General features: G+C 64.2%; 16 protein-coding genes. 9 read left to right on the forward strand and 7 right to left on the reverse strand.

Going from position 1 to position 16066, the window contains the following annotated elements:
- Positions 1–2241, forward strand: a 2241-nt coding sequence (locus ETQ85_RS26110) for a tetratricopeptide repeat protein (protein ID WP_222862064.1), incomplete at its 5' end; no start/stop codon positions are given.
- Positions 2242–2293: 52 nt separating this feature from the next.
- A complete protein-coding gene (locus ETQ85_RS05055; RefSeq protein WP_148577970.1) occupies positions 2294–2710 on the forward strand; it encodes a hypothetical protein in 417 nt (138 codons plus the stop codon).
- Between the two features lie 81 nt (positions 2711–2791).
- On the opposite strand, the gene ETQ85_RS05060 is transcribed toward ETQ85_RS05055, so the two are convergent.
- The 7 genes from ETQ85_RS05060 to ETQ85_RS05090 form a co-directional block, all read right to left on the reverse strand.
- Entirely contained in the window at positions 2792–3004 is a 213-nt protein-coding gene (locus tag ETQ85_RS05060) for a hypothetical protein (protein ID WP_148577971.1), read from the reverse strand.
- 156 nt (positions 3005–3160) lie between these two features.
- Positions 3161–4234 carry a septal ring lytic transglycosylase RlpA family protein gene (locus tag ETQ85_RS27245; RefSeq protein ID WP_148577972.1) on the reverse strand — a complete coding sequence of 358 codons (1074 nt, stop codon included), beginning with the start codon at positions 4232–4234 and terminating at the stop codon, positions 3161–3163.
- Between the two features lie 43 nt (positions 4235–4277).
- A complete protein-coding gene (gene rodA / locus ETQ85_RS05070) occupies positions 4278–5420 on the reverse strand; it encodes a rod shape-determining protein RodA (protein WP_148577973.1) in 1143 nt (380 codons plus the stop codon).
- Positions 5413–7317 (reverse strand): penicillin-binding protein 2, encoded by a 1905-nt coding sequence (gene mrdA, locus ETQ85_RS05075; protein ID WP_148577974.1) that lies wholly within the window; start codon positions 7315–7317, stop codon positions 5413–5415. The genes rodA and mrdA overlap by 8 nt, the downstream gene beginning before the upstream one ends.
- A gap of 10 nt (positions 7318–7327) precedes the next feature.
- Positions 7328–7849, reverse strand: coding sequence for a rod shape-determining protein MreD (mreD, locus tag ETQ85_RS05080; RefSeq protein WP_148577975.1), 522 nt, complete (start codon positions 7847–7849; stop codon positions 7328–7330).
- A gap of 3 nt (positions 7850–7852) precedes the next feature.
- Positions 7853–8767, reverse strand: a complete 915-nt coding sequence (gene mreC, locus ETQ85_RS05085; RefSeq protein WP_148577976.1) for a rod shape-determining protein MreC — start codon at positions 8765–8767, stop codon at positions 7853–7855.
- A gap of 114 nt (positions 8768–8881) precedes the next feature.
- A complete protein-coding gene (locus tag ETQ85_RS05090) occupies positions 8882–9925 on the reverse strand; it encodes a rod shape-determining protein (protein WP_148577977.1) in 1044 nt (347 codons plus the stop codon).
- A gap of 108 nt (positions 9926–10033) precedes the next feature.
- Here ETQ85_RS05090 and gatC point away from each other — a divergent pair, with 108 nt between their 5' ends.
- From gatC to ETQ85_RS05125, 7 genes are all read left to right on the forward strand, one after another.
- Positions 10034–10321 (forward strand): Asp-tRNA(Asn)/Glu-tRNA(Gln) amidotransferase subunit GatC, encoded by a 288-nt coding sequence (gatC, locus tag ETQ85_RS05095; RefSeq protein WP_148577978.1) that lies wholly within the window; start codon positions 10034–10036, stop codon positions 10319–10321.
- 61 nt (positions 10322–10382) lie between these two features.
- Positions 10383–11834, forward strand: coding sequence for an Asp-tRNA(Asn)/Glu-tRNA(Gln) amidotransferase subunit GatA (gene gatA / locus ETQ85_RS05100; protein ID WP_148577979.1), 1452 nt, complete (start codon positions 10383–10385; stop codon positions 11832–11834).
- Positions 11835–11842: 8 nt separating this feature from the next.
- Positions 11843–12349 (forward strand): hypothetical protein, encoded by a 507-nt coding sequence (locus ETQ85_RS05105; protein ID WP_148577980.1) that lies wholly within the window; start codon positions 11843–11845, stop codon positions 12347–12349.
- 22 nt (positions 12350–12371) lie between these two features.
- On the forward strand, positions 12372–13844 hold the full coding sequence (gene gatB / locus ETQ85_RS05110; RefSeq protein ID WP_148577981.1) for an Asp-tRNA(Asn)/Glu-tRNA(Gln) amidotransferase subunit GatB: 1473 nt from the start codon (positions 12372–12374) through the stop codon (positions 13842–13844).
- Between the two features lie 411 nt (positions 13845–14255).
- Positions 14256–14942: a CsgG/HfaB family protein gene (locus tag ETQ85_RS05115; RefSeq protein WP_148577982.1), complete on the forward strand. Its 687-nt coding sequence runs from the start codon at positions 14256–14258 to the stop codon at positions 14940–14942.
- A gap of 22 nt (positions 14943–14964) precedes the next feature.
- Complete coding sequence (locus ETQ85_RS05120) at positions 14965–15333, forward strand: DUF4810 domain-containing protein (RefSeq protein WP_148577983.1); 369 nt, start codon at positions 14965–14967, stop codon at positions 15331–15333.
- A gap of 10 nt (positions 15334–15343) precedes the next feature.
- Positions 15344–16036, forward strand: a complete 693-nt coding sequence (locus ETQ85_RS05125) for a DUF799 domain-containing protein (protein WP_148577984.1) — start codon at positions 15344–15346, stop codon at positions 16034–16036.
- Positions 16037–16066: the final 30 nt, after the last annotated feature.

The following is a 16066-nucleotide window of genomic DNA, read 5'->3' on the forward strand; positions in this document are numbered from 1 at the left end:
ACGCCCCGCGCCCGCGCCATGGCCGCCTTCGCCCGCCTCATCGCCGGCGACACCGACGCGGCCGCCACCGACTTCCAGAACGCCCTCGACAGCAACGACGCCGAACCGCTGGCCCACTTCGGCCTTGGCCTCGCCCTGCTGCGCCAGGGCCACACCGAAGCCGGCCGCCGCGAAGTCGAAATCGCCGCCCTCCTCGACCCCAGCAATGCCGAACTGCGCAGCTACCTCGGCCGCGCCTACATGGAAGAGGAGCGCAGCAAGGTGGCCGGCAGCCAGTTCGAGCTGGCCCGCCGCCTCGACCCGGCCTCGCCGACCCCGTGGTACTTCGATGCCTTCCGCAAGCTGCTTGATCGCGAACCCCTGGCGGCCATCCGCGACGGCGAACAAGCCGTTGCCCTCAACGACAACCGCGCCGTGCTCCGCGCCGGCACGCTGCTCGACCAGGACCGGGCCGCCCGCAGCGCCAGCCTCGGCGCCGCCTACCAGCAAGTCGGTTTTGCCGCGCCGGCCCAGGTAGCCGCCATGCAGGCCCTCGACGACGACAATCAGAACGCCGCCGCCCATCGCCTGCTGGCCGACGCCTACGCCGACACCCCGCGCTTTGAAGGCGCCCGCCTCAGCGAACTGCTGCAGGCCCAGTTACGCCAGCCCATCGGCCACTGGCCGCTGGCGCCGCAGTTCGTGATGCCGGCGATTCCCATGCTCGACGGGCCACGCGCAGTGTCGCCCGACGAAGCCACCGCCTTCTTCGACCGCAAGCCCACCCGCTTCGCCGCCTCCCTCGCCGGCGGCACCCGCGACACCCTGTCCGGCAGCTTCGTGGCGTCCCACGCCTGGGAGCGCGCCCAGCTGTCCATCGGTGCCTTCGACTACCGCGGCCGCAGCCTCGACCCCCGCGTTGCCGACACCCACCTGGCCGGCAGCCGCATCGACGGCCAGTTCGCCCTCACCCCCCGCACCATGCTGCTGGCCGAAATGCGCCACACCGAGCGCAGCGGCGGCGACCAGAGCAAGAGCTTGTTCGACGGCGCCATCGGCACGCTGCAAAACGTGATCACCGACCTCGGCCGCATCGGCATCCGCCACGAGCTGGGCGCCGGCGAGGAGTTCATCGCCGAGGTGAATACGCGACGTATCCGAGAACGTGAGAAGGATCTCTTCCAGATCGACCCGCCGGGCATCGACATTGACTCGGACTATCGCCTGCAACAGCGCAGCCGTGGCCTGTCGATGCTGTACTCGCTCCAACAGGAGCGGCTTGGCCTGGTCGCCGGCGCCAGCGCCTTCCGCCTGTCAGGCACGCAGGACAACGTCTTCATGACCTCCCTGACGATGGACCGGAGCATTGTTCTGGACGTTACGACCTTTCCCACGGCCAAGCGCAAGAATGACCGGGACACTGCCTTCAGCTACGGCCAATGGCGGATCAATCCGGCCATCATCGTTCACGGAGGTGCCGAATACGTGCGCCTGAACGACCTCGACCGCACCCAGACGGAGCGGGTCAACGGCAAGCTGGGCATCGTCGCCCGCCTCGCTACCGGCACCACCCTGCGGTCAGCCTTCTTCCAGGGCGTATCCGGCTCCAAGTACGACCGGGAGAGCCTCGCCCCGACCCAGTTCGCCGGCTTCAACCAGGTCTTCGACGACCCCACCGGCACCCGCTGGCGACGTGCCGCCATCGGCCTCGACCAGCGCTTCACCGGCGGCATCACGGCCGGCCTGGAAGCCTCCGGCCGCATTCTGCATGTACCCATGTTCAGCACGGGCAGCAACATGGAACTGGGACGCTGGAACGAACAGTTGCACCGGGCGCATCTGTCTGTGCCCTTCGGGCAGAAAGTGGCCCTCAGCGCGGAATGGCGCCATGAAGCAACGCAGACCGAGGTCACCCCCGACTACCGGGCCCTGCCCTACAAGGTCCGCACCGACCTCGTGCCCCTGCGCCTGTGGCTCAAGACCGGGCCCGCCGATGTACTCGTCGAAAACTGGGCCGTCCGCCAGCATGCTTCCCAGCTGGATGGCGCGGGCAGTGACCAGCGCGCCAGCAGCACTTTCTCGATGACCAACCTGCGCGTCTCCATGCCCATCGTGAGCAATCGCCTGACCGCCACGCTGGGCCTCTACAACGTCTTCGACCGACAGTTCCGCTTCCACAACACCGACCTGAACGGCGACCCGAAAGTACCGCTGTTCTACCCGCAGCGCACCGCTCTGCTGCAGGGCCACTTCCGCTTCTGAGACACGGGGGGTTGCGGCTTAAAGACTTACAACCATGAGGAAATCTTCAAGCATGAAGCAGTATCCGCGTCCCTCCCCCCTGCGTATCGCCCTGCTCGCCCTCGGCCTGCTGGCCGGCGCGACGCTGCAGGCCCCCGCCCACGCGGCGGCCGGCCTCGGGCAATTCACCCGGGGCGTCCTCGCTCCAGCCGACATCACCGGCGGCGTCATCTTTGGCAAAAACGGGGAAGTCATTCCCCTCGATGCCCGCGGCAAGCCCCTCAAGCCCTGCGTGATGTCGAGGGCGGGGCAGTCGCCCTCGGCGTCAAAGAAAACGTCCCTGCCGGAGTGCCAGCGCGGTGACGACGCCAAAGAGACGGACGAAGACAAGCCCAGGGGCAGCGGCGTACCGTGCGCCGGCTTCTACATCATTTATGTGGGTGGTTTTCCCGTCAAAGTCTGGTACCCCACCGGCTGCACACCGCCGTAAGCCCGTTCCGATCATGGTCGGAGTCTGAAACGACAAGAGCCGCAATTGCGGCTCTTGTCGTTTGCAAGGGAGCGGAGCGAGTCAGCTCGCGCGCGGCCCCGGGGCGAATTCATTGCAGTAACTGCGAATCTGCGACCACAGCACCTGCAGCAGGTCGATCTCGTCAGGCATGCTTTCCAGATCCATGTCGCGACTGACCTTGTCGCAGTCGAGCGTAGCCGCGCAACGGGGGCAAGGGTTGGCACAGGGCAGGCCGGGGCGGCTGGACTGGGGGGCGTTCGACGAGGCCATCATGTTTATCTCCCTGATGCGCAGACCACAAGAGCGGGGAAAAACGAAAACACCCGAACACTCGGTCTACGCTTCACAGCTTAGGGAAATTCGTCCACCCGCGAAGCCCGAAAGGTCACAGCCAGGGAGTGACGCCCGTCACTTTCCCGGCAACATGGCTTAACGCTGGATCAGGTAGGGCTTGAGCTTCAGCGTGGTGGCGATGCGCTCGGCGATGGAGCGGGCCTCCGGGGCCGACGGGAAAGGCCCCAGTTGAAGACGGTACTTGCCCTCGGACGCCAGCACGGACACCGACTCCTTGAGCCACTTGAGTTCGTGCTCGACAAAGCCCTTGAACTGCTCGGCGGTCAGCGGCGTGGCAAAGGCGCCCAGATGCAGAAAGACCTGCCCGCCCGGACGCTCCGTAGTCACCCGGGTGGGTTGCACACTGCTCGACACGGCGGCGAGCGGCGCGACGGACGGCACCACGGGTTCGGCGGCAGGCGCGCGGACGGCTTCGCTGACCACCGCCGCAGCGGGCACCGGAGTCGGCACCGAACGGTTGGCCAGCTGCACCGGCGCCGCCTTCAGCTTGCGCAGCGGCGGCACCGGCCGGCCGGGCTGCACGAAGGCAACCTCTTCCGGCAACACCAGCGCAACCTCCACGTTGGCCTGCCCCTGATCGACGTAGCCGAGCTTGTAAGCCGCGGCATAGGAGAGATCAATGATGCGCCCTGCGTGGAAAGGCCCGCGATCGTTGATGCGGACCACGGCAGTACGACCGTTGGACAAGTTGGTGACGCGCACATAGCTGGGAATCGGCAGACTCGGGTGCGCGGCGGTCATGGCGTACATATCGTACGGATCGCCACTTGAAGTCTTGCGGCCGTGGAACATCTTGCCGTACCAGCTCGCCACGCCCTTCTCGCGGAAGGCACTCGACGCATTGCCCAGCATCACCCCACGGCCGAGGGAGTAATCACCCTTTTCGACGCGGGGCACCTCCAGCAAACCGGCCTGATCGTCCTGGGTCGCATCCTCATCCTGCCCAGCATCAAACTGGAACAGGCTACGTGCCGGACGGACCGGTGGCTTGGCCTTGAGCCCTGCCCGCGACACGGGACGCAATTCAGCAGCCGGCAGCGCATCGGCCACCGGAAGCGAGGGCGTAGCGGCGCAAGCGGCCAGCAGGAGGGCACTACAGAGGGGCGCCAGCAGGGAGCCGGCGCGACGGAAGATCGCTACAGGGGTCATGACGCTCAATCCTGTTCGGGCGCGCGCCTTGACGCGCGCGGGTTCAGGTACCTACCCGGCGTCGATGGCGCTGGATGCTCATGAGCATGCCGACGCCAAGACACAGAGTAACGAGTGCAGTGCCACCGTAACTGACGAAGGGTAGCGGGACCCCGACAACGGGGAGAATTCCGCTCACCATGCCCATGTTCACAAACGCGTAGGTGAAGAAGATCAGCGTAAGGGCGCCAGCGAGAAGGCGCGAGAACAGGGTCGGGGCACCAGCGGCAATAAAAAGGCCGCGAAAAATCAACAGGATATAAAGTACCACGAGAAGCAGGGCACCGGCCAGCCCGAATTCTTCGGTGAGTACCGCAAAAATGAAGTCAGTGTGTCTTTCGGGCAGGAAGTCGAGGTGGGTCTGGGTCCCCTTGCCCCAGCCCTTGCCAACCACGCCACCCGAGCCGATGGCGATGGTGGACTGGATGATGTGGAAACCCTTGCCCAGCGGGTCGGAAGTCGGGTCGAGCAGCGTACACACGCGGTGTCTCTGGTATTCCCGCATGCCGGGCCACTCGACGCCGGGCATGCACAGGGAGTCGCCCATGGCGACGATGGCCCCGATGCCGACCACCCCGACCACCACCACCGGCAGAATCAGCCGCCAGGTCAGACCGGCAAAAAACAGCACGTAGAAACCCGACGCCGCCACCAGCAGCGCCGTACCCAGATCGGGCTGCTTGGCGATCAGGCCGACCGGCACCAGCAGCAAGGCAATCGCAATCAAAAAATCGCGGGCGCGGATCAGGCCTTCACGACTTTGAAAGTACCAGGCCAGCATCAGCGGCATGGATATCTTCATCAACTCCGAAGGCTGGATGCGCGCCACACCAATGTTCAGCCAGCGTCGCGCGCCCTTCGACACATCGCCGAACAGGGCCACGCCGATCAGCAGCAGCACGCCAAGCACGTACAGCGGCAGCGCGACGGTCATCATGCGCTGGGGTGGCACGCTGGCCGCAATCCACATCACTGCAAAGGCCACGCCAACGTTGAGCGCCAGGGTGTCGAGGCGCTCGGGCGAGGCGCTGACCATCACCACCGTCGAGAAGCCCAGGATGGCCATCACGATCAGGGTCAGCTGCCCATCCAGCGGCGACAGGATGCGCAGCAGCCACTTGCGTGGATCAAAGCGGAAATCACTCACCGGCGCCGTCTCCCGAGTTGCCTTCGGCGCCCGGATCTTCGGGAGCGATGCCGGCCGGCAGCTTGCCGAGCAGGTAGTAATCGAGCACCGCCCGGGCGATCGGTGCCGCCGATTCGGCACCGAAGCCGCCGTTTTCGACCAGCACCGCGAGGGCGATGGTGGGCTTGTCGGCCGGCGCAAAGGCAATGAAGAGGGCGTGGTCGCGCAGGCGCTCGGTAATCCGCGACGAGTACTTGGCGCCCTTCAGGGAGTAAACCTGGGCCGTGCCGGTCTTGCCGGCAGACACATAAGGCGCCCCGGCAAAGGCGCGGGCCCCCGTGCCTTCGCGATTCACCCCGACCATCGAGCGGCGAATGGTTTCGATGTGCTCGGGCTTGATCGGAATGGTCTTGATCGGCTGCGGCTCGATCATGCGGCGGCTGCCGTCACTGGCGCTTTCGATGTACTTGACCAGGTGAGGCTTGAACATCACCCCACCCGCCGCCACGGTGGCCGTCGCGTGGGCCAGCTGGAGCATGGTGTAGGCGTTGTAACCCTGGCCGATGCCGATGGAGATCGTCTCGCCGCCAAACCACTTCTGCTGCTCGGGCTTCTTGAAACGGCGCTTCTTCCATTCGGGCGAAGGCAGGATGCCGCTGCTCTCCCCTTCGATGTCGATGCCGGTTTTGCTGCCGAAGCCGAACTCACCCATCGTCTGGGCGATCAGGTCGATCCCCATGTCGTTGGCGAGGCGGTAATAGTAGGTATCGCAGGAATGCACGATGGAACGGTACATATCCACCGTACCGTGGCCGCCGACCTTGTCGTCACGAAAGTGATGGCCGCCGAAATCGAAGTAGCCGGGGTCGGAAATGGCCTGCGCGGGGGTGCGCTTGCCGCTCATCAGCGCCGCCAGTGCCATGAAGGGCTTGAAGGTGGAGCCCGGCGGATAGGCACCGTTGAGCGCGCGATTGACCATCGGATGGTCGGGGGAATTGTTCAGCTCGTCCCAGTCCTGCGGGGCAATGCCGTCCACGAACAGGTTGGGATCGAAAGTCGGCACCGATACCAGCGCCAGCACGCCACCGCTGCCCGGCTCGATGGCCACCAGCGCGCCGCGCCGGTTGCCGAAGGCCTTCTCGACCACTTCCTGCAGCTTCAGGTCGAGGGTCAGCACCAGGTTGTTGCCCGGCGTGGCCGGCGTGCGCCGCAGGGCCCGCACCGCGCGGCCGCCGGAATCGACCTCGACCTCCTCGAAGCCGGTGGCACCGTGCAGCTCGCGCTCGTAGCTCTTCTCCAGGCCGGCCTTGCCGATGTGGTCGGTGCCCCGGTAGTTGGCGGTGTCCTCGCTATCCTCGATGCGCTCCAGGTCGCGATCGTTGATCCGGCCGATGTAGCCGACGATATGGGAGCCGAAGCGCCCCATCGGATAATCGCGGAACAGGCGGGCCTTCAGTTCGACCCCCGGAAAGCGGTAGCGCTGGGCAATGAAGCGGGCGACCTCTTCATCCGACAGGCGGTTGCGGATCGGCAGGGACTCGAAGCTCTTGCTCTCGTCCATCAGCTTCTTGAGGCGCTTGCGGTCCTTGGGCTGAATATCCACCAGCGCGGACAGCGCCTCGATGGTGGCTTCGAGATCCGCCACCTTCGACGGCGTGATCTCCAGGGTGTAAGCCGAGTAGTTGCGCGCCAGCACCGTGCCGTTGCGATCCATGATCAGGCCCCGGTTGGGCACCACCGGCACCAGCGAGATGCGATTGTCCTCGGCCCGGGTCGAGTAATAGTCGAAACGCATCACCTGCAGGTAAAAGAAGCGCGCCGCCAGCAGGCCGAAGCACACCAGCGCCACCACGCCGGCCACCGCCAGGCGGCTGCGGAAGCGGGCGACTTCCTGCTCGGGTGTTCGGATGCCTTTCAAGCGGCCTCCACTAGATCGGTCGGTTCTCGTCCCGCTCCACAGGCTGATACTGGGGCAGCAGCAGCACGTAGTGCAGGGGAATCCACAACAGGGCACCGACAAAGCTGCCGAAGAACATCCACCAGCCCGGGAATTCGGCGCCGGCCAAAAGGCGCACGACAACCATCACCACCTGGGACATGAACAGCAGCGGCAGCACATGCAGCGCCTGCTCCACCGGCGTAAACCACAACACCCGGCGCGACAGTTCGTTGGCCGCGTAAGCCAGCAGCACATAGGCCAGGGCATGCTGGCCGAGCGCCGCGCCCACGCCGATATCGGTCAGCAGGCCAAACAGGAAACCGGCGCCGATACCGATCTTGACCGGTTCGCGCACGCACCAGAAAGCCAGCACCAGCGCCACCACGTCAGGCACCCCCGGCAGATGGCCGGTCGGCACGTAATTGAGAAACAGGGCCAGGCCCAGAGTGGTGTAAACAAACCACATCCTCACCGGGAGCAGGATGCGGCGTGAACTGTGAGTCGGTTGCACGGCTTACTCCTTGGCGGCCCGGGCCTTGCGACCCTTGGCAGGCTTGCCCGCAACCGGCTCGGGCTCGACGGGACGGGACATCAGGGTTTCCTGGTGCCCCAGTACCAGCACATGACTGAAGCGCTCGACACCGGCCGCCGGCAGGCACGGAATGCGTGCAAAGGCCTGGGCCTGATCGCGCTCCACGCGGGCCACGGTCGCCACCGGCAGGCCCGCCAGGAACACTCCATCGAGACCGGACGTCACCACCCGGTCACCGGCCTGCACGTCGGCGTTGGCAGCCAGGTAGCGCAGCTCCATCAAGCCGTTGCCGGAACCGAAGAGCACCGCGCGCATGCCGCTGCGCACGATCATCACCGGAATCGCCTGGTCCTTGTCGGTCAAGAGGGTCAGCTCGGACTGCATCGGAAAGACGCGGGTGATCTGGCCGATCACGCCAATGTCGTCCACCACCGCCTGACCCGCCTCGATGCCGGCCTGGGCGCCCTTGTCGAGAATCACCTTGCGCGAGAACGGGTCTTTGGCGGTGTACATGATTTCGGCCACCACCGACTTCACCGACTGCTTTTCACGGGCTTCGAGCAAGGCACGCAGATGGCGGTTCTCCTGCTCCAGCTGATCGAGGCGCAGCAGGCGTTCGGCGCCCTTCAACTGGCGGGCCTTGAGATCCTTGTTCTCGATTTGCAGGCGCACCAGCGAAGCAAAATAGTCGGACGCATTGCGGACGAAATCGGCCGGCGAGGCAGCCGCCATCTGCAGCGGATAGGCCAGCACCGACAGACCCTGCCGGAAACCGTCCAGGTAGCGCATGTTCAGATCGCTCACCAGCATGGCCAGCGAAACGGTCACGAAGAAGACGAGCTTGGCCAGCGGCGCAGGCCCGCGTTTGAAGAAGGGAGGAGGCGAATGGCCGGCCAAGGTAGCGGCGTCTAGTTGATCAGCAAACAGCTGCGCCCGGGATGGGCCCGGGTCGCCGGCACGCGCGGCAGAACATACGGTTCACCGCGCACGCCTTCGCTGCAATGCCGACGCTTATTCGCTGGTAAAGATGGAGCCGAGCTGGTCCATCTTTTCGAGGGCCATGCCCGAACCGCGCACCACGCAGGTGAGGGGGTCGTCGGCGACAATCACCGGCAGACCGGTTTCTTCCATCAGCAGACGGTCGAGGTCGCGCAGCAGCGCGCCACCGCCGGTAAGCACCATGCCGCGCTCGGCGATGTCGGCCCCCAGCTCGGGAGGCGTTTGCTCGAGGGCGATCTTGACCGCCGAAACGATCTGGTTGAGCGGCTCGGTCAGGGCTTCGAGGATTTCGTTGGACGAAATCGTGAAAGCGCGCGGAATGCCTTCGGCCAGGTTGCGGCCCTTGACTTCCATTTCCTGCACTTCGGAACCCGGGAAAGCCGAGCCGATGCCCTTCTTGATGGATTCGGCCGTGGTTTCGCCGATCAGCATGCCGTAGTTGCGACGGATGTAATTGACGATGGCTTCGTCGAACTTGTCACCGCCGACGCGGATCGAACCGGCGTAAACCATGCCGCCGAGGGAAATGACGCCCACTTCGGTGGTACCGCCGCCGATATCGACAACCATGGAGCCGGTGGCTTCGGCAACCGGCATGCCGGCACCGATGGCGGCGGCCATGGGTTCTTCAATCAGGTAAACGTTGCTGGCGCCGGCGCCGAGGGCCGATTCGCGAATGGCCCGACGCTCCACCTGGGTCGAACCGCAGGGCACGCAGATGATGATGCGCGGGCTGGGCGAAAACAGGCGGGTGTCGTGAACCTTCTTGATGAACTGCTTGAGCATCTGCTCGGTCACGGTGAAGTCGGCGATCACACCGTCTTTCATCGGCCGGATGGCAGTAATGTTGCCCGGTGTCTTGCCCAGCATTTGCTTGGCCGACATACCCACAGCAAGGATGGTCTTCTTGGCGTTCGGACCGCCTTCGGTGCGGATCGCCACCACGGACGGTTCATCGAGAACGATGCCTTTGCCCCGGACGTAGATCAGGGTGTTGGCGGTGCCAAGGTCGATGGCGAGATCGTTCGAAAAATAGGAGCGCAGAGAACCAAACATCGGAGAAAAATCCCGGAAAAACCGTTGGAGGGGGTTGGGAATTGGGGCAACAGAATCGCTTATGATAACCTACAAACCTTTGTCGTTTAAGCAACTTTGTAAATTGCCATGTCACTTTCCCTCGACGAAGTCCGCCATATCGCCAAGCTCGCCCGCCTCGAACTCGCCGAGGGCGACCTGGATGCCACGCAGGCCAAACTCAACGGAATTTTCGGCCTCATCGAGGAGATGCAGGCGGTCAATACCGACGGTGTGGAGCCCATGAGTCACCCCCAGGAACTCGCCCAGCGCCTGCGCGAAGACAAGGTCATCGAAACCGACCGCCGCGCCGCCTACCAGGCCATCGCCCCGCAGACCGAAGCCGGCTTGTACCTGGTTCCCCAGGTCATCGAATAAGCGGCAGCCCCCCATTCCGGCGCCGGCCCCGGCCGGTGCCCCTTACCTCGCCCCACGCACCATGATCGACTCCAGCCTCAAAGAGATTGCCGCAGCACTCCGCGCGAAAACCGTCTCCGCCGTCGAACTCGCCACCGAGAGCCTCGCCCGCATCGAAGCCGGCAATCCGAAGATCAACGCCTTCGTCACCGTCGACCGCGACGGCGCCCTCGCTGCCGCCAAGGCAGCCGACGCGCGCCTGGCCGCCGGCCATGGCGGCCCGCTCACCGGCATTCCGCTGGCCCACAAGGACGTCTTCTGCACCGAAGGCGTGCTCACCACCTGCGGCTCGAAGATGCTGTCGAACTTCGTCAGCCCCTACGACGCCCACGTCGTCACCCTGCTCAAGGCCGCCGGCGCGGTGATGGTCGGCAAGACCAACATGGACGAGTTCGCGATGGGCTCCTCCAACGAGAACTCCCATTTCGGCCCAACCCGCAACCCGTGGAACACCGACAAGGTGCCCGGCGGCTCCTCCGGCGGCTCGGCGGCGGCCGTGGCCGCGCGCATGGTGCCGATCGCCACCGGCACCGACACCGGCGGCTCGATCCGCCAGCCGGCGTCCCTGTGCGGCATCACCGGCATCAAGCCCACCTATGGCACCGTGTCGCGCTACGGCATGATCGCCTACGCCTCGTCGCTGGATCAGGGCGGCGCCTTTGGCCGCAGCGCCGAAGACTGCGCGCTGATGCTGTCGGCCATGAACGGCCACGACCCGCGCGACTCCACCAGCCTGGAGCGCGACACCGAGGACTACACCGCCGATCTGGCCCGGCCCCTGGCCGGCCTGCGCATCGGCCTGCCCACCGAATTCTTCGCCGACGGCATGTCCGATGACGTGCGCGCCGCCGTTGAAGCCGCGCTGGCCGAATACCGCAAACTCGGCGCCGTCACCGTTGACGTCAGCCTGCCCAACGCCCGCCTGGCCATCCCCGCCTATTACGTGATCGCCCCGGCCGAAGCCAGCTCCAACCTCAGCCGTTTCGACGGCGTGCGCTACGGCCACCGGGCCGCCGAATACGGCGACCTCAACGACATGTACTGCAAGAGCCGCGCGCAAGGCTTTGGCGCCGAAGTGAAGCGGCGCATTCTGGTGGGCACCTACGTGCTCTCCCACGGCTACTACGACGCCTACTACATCAAGGCCCAGAAGCTGCGCCGCCTGATCGCCCAGGACTTCGCCGCCGCCTTTGCGCAGTGCGACGTGATCGCCGGCCCCACCTGCCCCACCGTGGCCTTCGGCATTGGCGAAAAGAGCAACGACCCGGTGCAGATGTACCTCGGCGACATCTACACCGTGGCCGTCAACCTGGCCGGCCTGCCCGCCCTGGCCCACCCGGCCGGTTTTGGCGCCGGCGGCATGCCCGTGGGCCTGCAGCTCATCGGCAACTACTTCGGCGAAGCGCGCCTACTGGGCGTGGCCCACCAGTTCCAGCAGAACACCGACTGGCACGCCCGCAAACCGGCAGTGTGAGCAGCACGATGCGCCACCGTCTCATCCTCGGCAGCCTGCTGGCCGTGCTCGCCGGCTGTGCCAGCGTTGAACTGCCCCACCGGCCCGGCACCGGCACGCCGGCACAGCAGTCGGGCGGCAGCGTCGAGAAGCCGGCCAGCGAGTCCACCGGCCGCCTCAAGCCGATGCCGCTGCGCACCTTCACGGTGAGCACCGAGTGCAAGTTCCGCGACGAAACCGGCAACTTCGGCAGCGCCAAGATCGACGTGCTCAATTCAAAAGTGCGCGCCCTCAACGTGGTGCTCACCATGCCGAAGCGCGGCGTGTGCCGCTACGATCTGGCCCAGTTCCGCCAGACCCAGGCCCTGCCGTCCATCGAGCTGACCGGCAACAAGAACTGCCGCATCCGCATGTGGGAACAGGGTGAGCAGATCACCGTGTCCTTCGCCGACTGCCACACCATGTGTTCCCCCAACAGCGCCCACGACTACGTGTGGCCGCTGCTCATCGACAAGCCCACGGGCGAGTGCGATTGACCGACTTAACTAGAGAGCCAACATGAGCAGAACCGACTGGGAAGTCGTCATCGGGCTGGAAGTGCATACCCAGCTCAGCACGCAATCCAAGATTTTCTCCGGCGCCAGCATCGCCTTCGGGGCCGAGCCCAACGTGCAGGCCTGCGCGGTGGACATCGCCCTGCCCGGCGTACTGCCGGTGCTCAACAAGGGCGCCGTCGAGCGGGCCATCCGCTTCGGCCTCGCCGTGGGCGCCACCATCGCCCCCAAGAGCGTCTTTGCGCGCAAGAACTACTTCTACCCCGACCTCCCCAAGGGCTACCAGATCAGCCAGTACGAACTGCCCGTGGTGGTTGGCGGCCAGATCCACCTGCTGGTGCCCGACGGCAAGGGCGGCGCCTATGAAAAGGTCGTCAACCTGACCCGCGCCCACCTGGAGGAAGACGCCGGCAAGAGCCTGCACGAAGACTTCCACGGCATGACCGGCATCGACCTCAACCGCGCCGGCACGCCGCTCCTCGAGATCGTCTCCGAGCCCGAAATGAGCTCCTCCGCCGAAGCCGTCGCCTACGCCAAGGCCCTGCACGGCATCGTGCGCTGGATCGACATCTGCGACGGCAACATGCAGGAAGGCTCCTTCCGCTGCGACGCCAACGTGTCCGTGCGCCCCCGCGGCCAGAAGGAATTCGGCACCCGCCGCGAGATCAAGAACCTCAACAGCTTCCGCTTCATGCAGCAGGCCATCGACTACGAAATCCAGTGGCAGATCGACCTCATCGAAGACGGCGGCAAGGTTCAGCAAGCCACCGTGCTGTTTGACTCCGACACCGGCGAAACCCGCGCCATGCGCAGCAAGGAAGACGCCCACGACTACCGCTACTTCCCCGACCCCGACCTGCTGCCGCTGATCATCGACAGCGCCTGGATCGAACGCGTGAAGGGCGAGCTGCCCGAGCTGCCCGCCGCCCTGTCGGCCCGCTTCCAGAACGACTTCGGCCTGTCGATCTACGACGCCACCGCCCTCACCGCCAGCCGCGAAGTGTCCCAGTTCTACCTCGACACCGTCGCCGCCGCCGGCACCGCCAGCGCCAAGACCTGCGCCAACTGGGTCATGGGCGAAGTCGCCGCGCGCCTCAACAAGGCCGAACTCGACATCACCGCCAGCCCGGTAAGCGCCCTGCAACTGGCCGGCCTGGTGCAGCGCATCGCCGACAACACCATCTCCAATGCCATCGCCAAAAAGGTCTTCGACGCGCTGTGGAACAAGGAAGGTGGGGATGACGCAAACGCCGCCGACACCATCATCGAAACCCAGGGCCTCAAGCAGGTCACCGACTCCGGCGCCATCGAAGCCATCATCGACGAAGTCCTCGCCGCCAATCAAAAGTCGGTCGAGGAATTCCGCGCCGGCAAGGAAAAAGCCTTCAACGCCCTGGTCGGCCAGTGCATGAAAGCCTCCAAGGGCAAGGCCAACCCGGCCCAGGTCAATGAAATCCTGAAGAAGAAACTCGGCTAAGGCCTCAGCGCCCCCCACCCCAACGGGCCGCCCCACCAGGGCCGGCCCGTTTTTTGTGGGTCGGACTTCAGTCCGACTCAAATCGCTGAACCCGTGCTGTCGGACTAAAGTCCGACCCACAGCAAATCCGCGCATCTCCCCTCGTGGGTCGGACTTCAGTCCGACTCCCTACACAAAACCTTCTCCATACCCAACATTTCGACCCCCCATCGAAAGATCACCCCGCCCCCCTATCGGGCAATCAGACTGCCGCAACACATCAAAGGCCGGGCGCTTGACTCATCGGCCACTAGGCGTCGTTCAAAATATTACATAGACTTATGCCATTCGAACAACACAAACCCCTGCTTCCCAATCCCGGTGCAATTCCCACTCCATGCAATTCAAACCAAAAACAGGAACTGACTATTCATGAATAAATCCACTCTGCAAAAAAATCTGGCCGGCTGCATTCTTCTCGGCAGCACACTATTGATCACAGGCTGTGCCACGGAGCAGTCACGCACGCTGGAGGTGGCGAAGGTTGCATCGGCGGGCACCCATTACAACGGCGCACGCAGTCTTATTGCAGTCGGCAAATTCGACAACCGTTCCAATTTCATGCGCGGCATTTTCAGCGACGGCGTCGACCGCCTGGGCAGCCAGGCCAAGACCATCCTGATTACGCATCTCCAGCAAACGGGCCGTTTCAACGTGCTGGATCGCGACAATATGTCGGAGATCAAGCAGGAGGCGGGCTATGCAAAAACAACCCAGAACATCAAAGGGGCAACCTATGTGGTGACCGGCGACGTCACCGAATTCGGCCGGAAGGAAACCGGAGACAAGCAACTGTTTGGCCTCCTTGGACGCGGAAAGTCGCAGATTGCCTATGCAAAGGTTGGCCTGAACGTCGTGAACGTGCAGACCTCGGAAGTTGTTTTCTCCACCCAAGGCGCAGGGGAGTACAGCCTCGACAGTCGGGAAGTCATCGGCTTTGGCGGGACTTCAAGCTACGACTCAACCCTGAATGGCAAGGTGATTGATTTGGCGATGCGTGAAGCCGTCAATAACCTCGTCAATGGCATTCAATCCGGCGCCTGGCAGCCCGGCCAATAAGGCTCACGACGGAAAATCGACTATGAAACGCATTTCCTGTACACAAATGACGGCCCGCCTATCGATCGTGGGGGTGCTGTTGCTGTCGGGCTGCGCCACCAAGCCCCAGCCGCTTTACTACTGGGGTGACTATCAACCCCAGGTTTACGGACACTTCACGAAAGACAAGTCTCCCGAGGAGCAGATTGCTGGCCTCGAGGCAGGGCTCCAAATCGCGCGCGCCAACGGCAAACCCGTAGCACCGGGCTACCTGGCGCATCTGGGCATCCTGCATGCCCAGAGCGAGCGTCAAGATCAAATGCGCACGTATTTCGAGGCCGAAAAGACTCAGTACCCGGAAAGCACTGCGTACATTGATTTCCTATTGCGCAAATTCAAACAACCACAATAAGAGGCCGGGGATGAGATTTGATATTTTGAATGCACGCTTGGTGAAAACCACGTGTACGACGATGCTGCTCGCGGCGCTGGTCACGGGGTGTGCCACACGCGGACAGCCTCACGACTATACGGCCTTCAAGCAAAGCCGCCCGACTTCCATTCTGGTGCTGCCGCCTCTCAACAACTCGCCAGACGTCGCCGCCACCTACAGCATGTTGTCGCAGGTCACGCAGCCACTGGCTGAATCCGGGTATTACGTTTTTCCCGTAAGCCTGGTGGATGAAACCTTTCGCCAGAACGGGTTGAGCAATCCCGCCGAGATTCACGGGGTCAAGCTTCAGAAATTGCGAGAAATTTTTGGCGCCGATTCCGCGCTGTATATAACCGTCAAGCAATACGGCACGAGTTATGCCGTGATCTCCAGTGAAAGCCGGGTTACAGCAGAAGCACGTCTGATAGACCTGCGGTCAGAACAGGTCTTGTGGTCGGGTTCAGCCACGGCGTCCAGCGCTGAAGGCCGCAATTCGAGCGGTGGTTTGGTCGGTTTGCTCGTCCAGGCGGCCATCAGCCAGATCGTTGAAAGCTCGACCAACCGGTCGCACCCGATTGCGGGTGTTGCCAGCTATCGCCTACTCGCCGCCGGCATGCCAAATGGCATGTTGTACGGCCCTCGGTCGCCGAAATACAAGACGGACGGCAACACTCAGCCCTGAGTGCCTTGACCAATCGGATCCTTGAATAGC

The organism is Zoogloea oleivorans, assembly GCF_008107625.1.
GTDB lineage: Bacteria > Pseudomonadota > Gammaproteobacteria > Burkholderiales > Rhodocyclaceae > Zoogloea > Zoogloea oleivorans.

Coding starts and splice junctions, on each gene's coding strand:
- ETQ85_RS05055 (WP_148577970.1), top strand. CDS start 2,294: ATGAAGCAGTATCCGCGTCCCTCCCCCCTGCGTATCGCCCTGCTCGCC.
- ETQ85_RS05060 (WP_148577971.1), bottom strand. CDS start 3,004: ATGATGGCCTCGTCGAACGCCCCCCAGTCCAGCCGCCCCGGCCTGCCC.
- ETQ85_RS27245 (WP_148577972.1), bottom strand. CDS start 4,234: ATGACCCCTGTAGCGATCTTCCGTCGCGCCGGCTCCCTGCTGGCGCCC.
- ETQ85_RS05090 (WP_148577977.1), bottom strand. CDS start 9,925: ATGTTTGGTTCTCTGCGCTCCTATTTTTCGAACGATCTCGCCATCGAC.
- gatC (WP_148577978.1), top strand. CDS start 10,034: ATGTCACTTTCCCTCGACGAAGTCCGCCATATCGCCAAGCTCGCCCGC.
- gatA (WP_148577979.1), top strand. CDS start 10,383: ATGATCGACTCCAGCCTCAAAGAGATTGCCGCAGCACTCCGCGCGAAA.
- ETQ85_RS05105 (WP_148577980.1), top strand. CDS start 11,843: ATGCGCCACCGTCTCATCCTCGGCAGCCTGCTGGCCGTGCTCGCCGGC.
- gatB (WP_148577981.1), top strand. CDS start 12,372: ATGAGCAGAACCGACTGGGAAGTCGTCATCGGGCTGGAAGTGCATACC.
- ETQ85_RS05115 (WP_148577982.1), top strand. CDS start 14,256: ATGAATAAATCCACTCTGCAAAAAAATCTGGCCGGCTGCATTCTTCTC.
- ETQ85_RS05120 (WP_148577983.1), top strand. CDS start 14,965: ATGAAACGCATTTCCTGTACACAAATGACGGCCCGCCTATCGATCGTG.
- ETQ85_RS05125 (WP_148577984.1), top strand. CDS start 15,344: ATGAGATTTGATATTTTGAATGCACGCTTGGTGAAAACCACGTGTACG.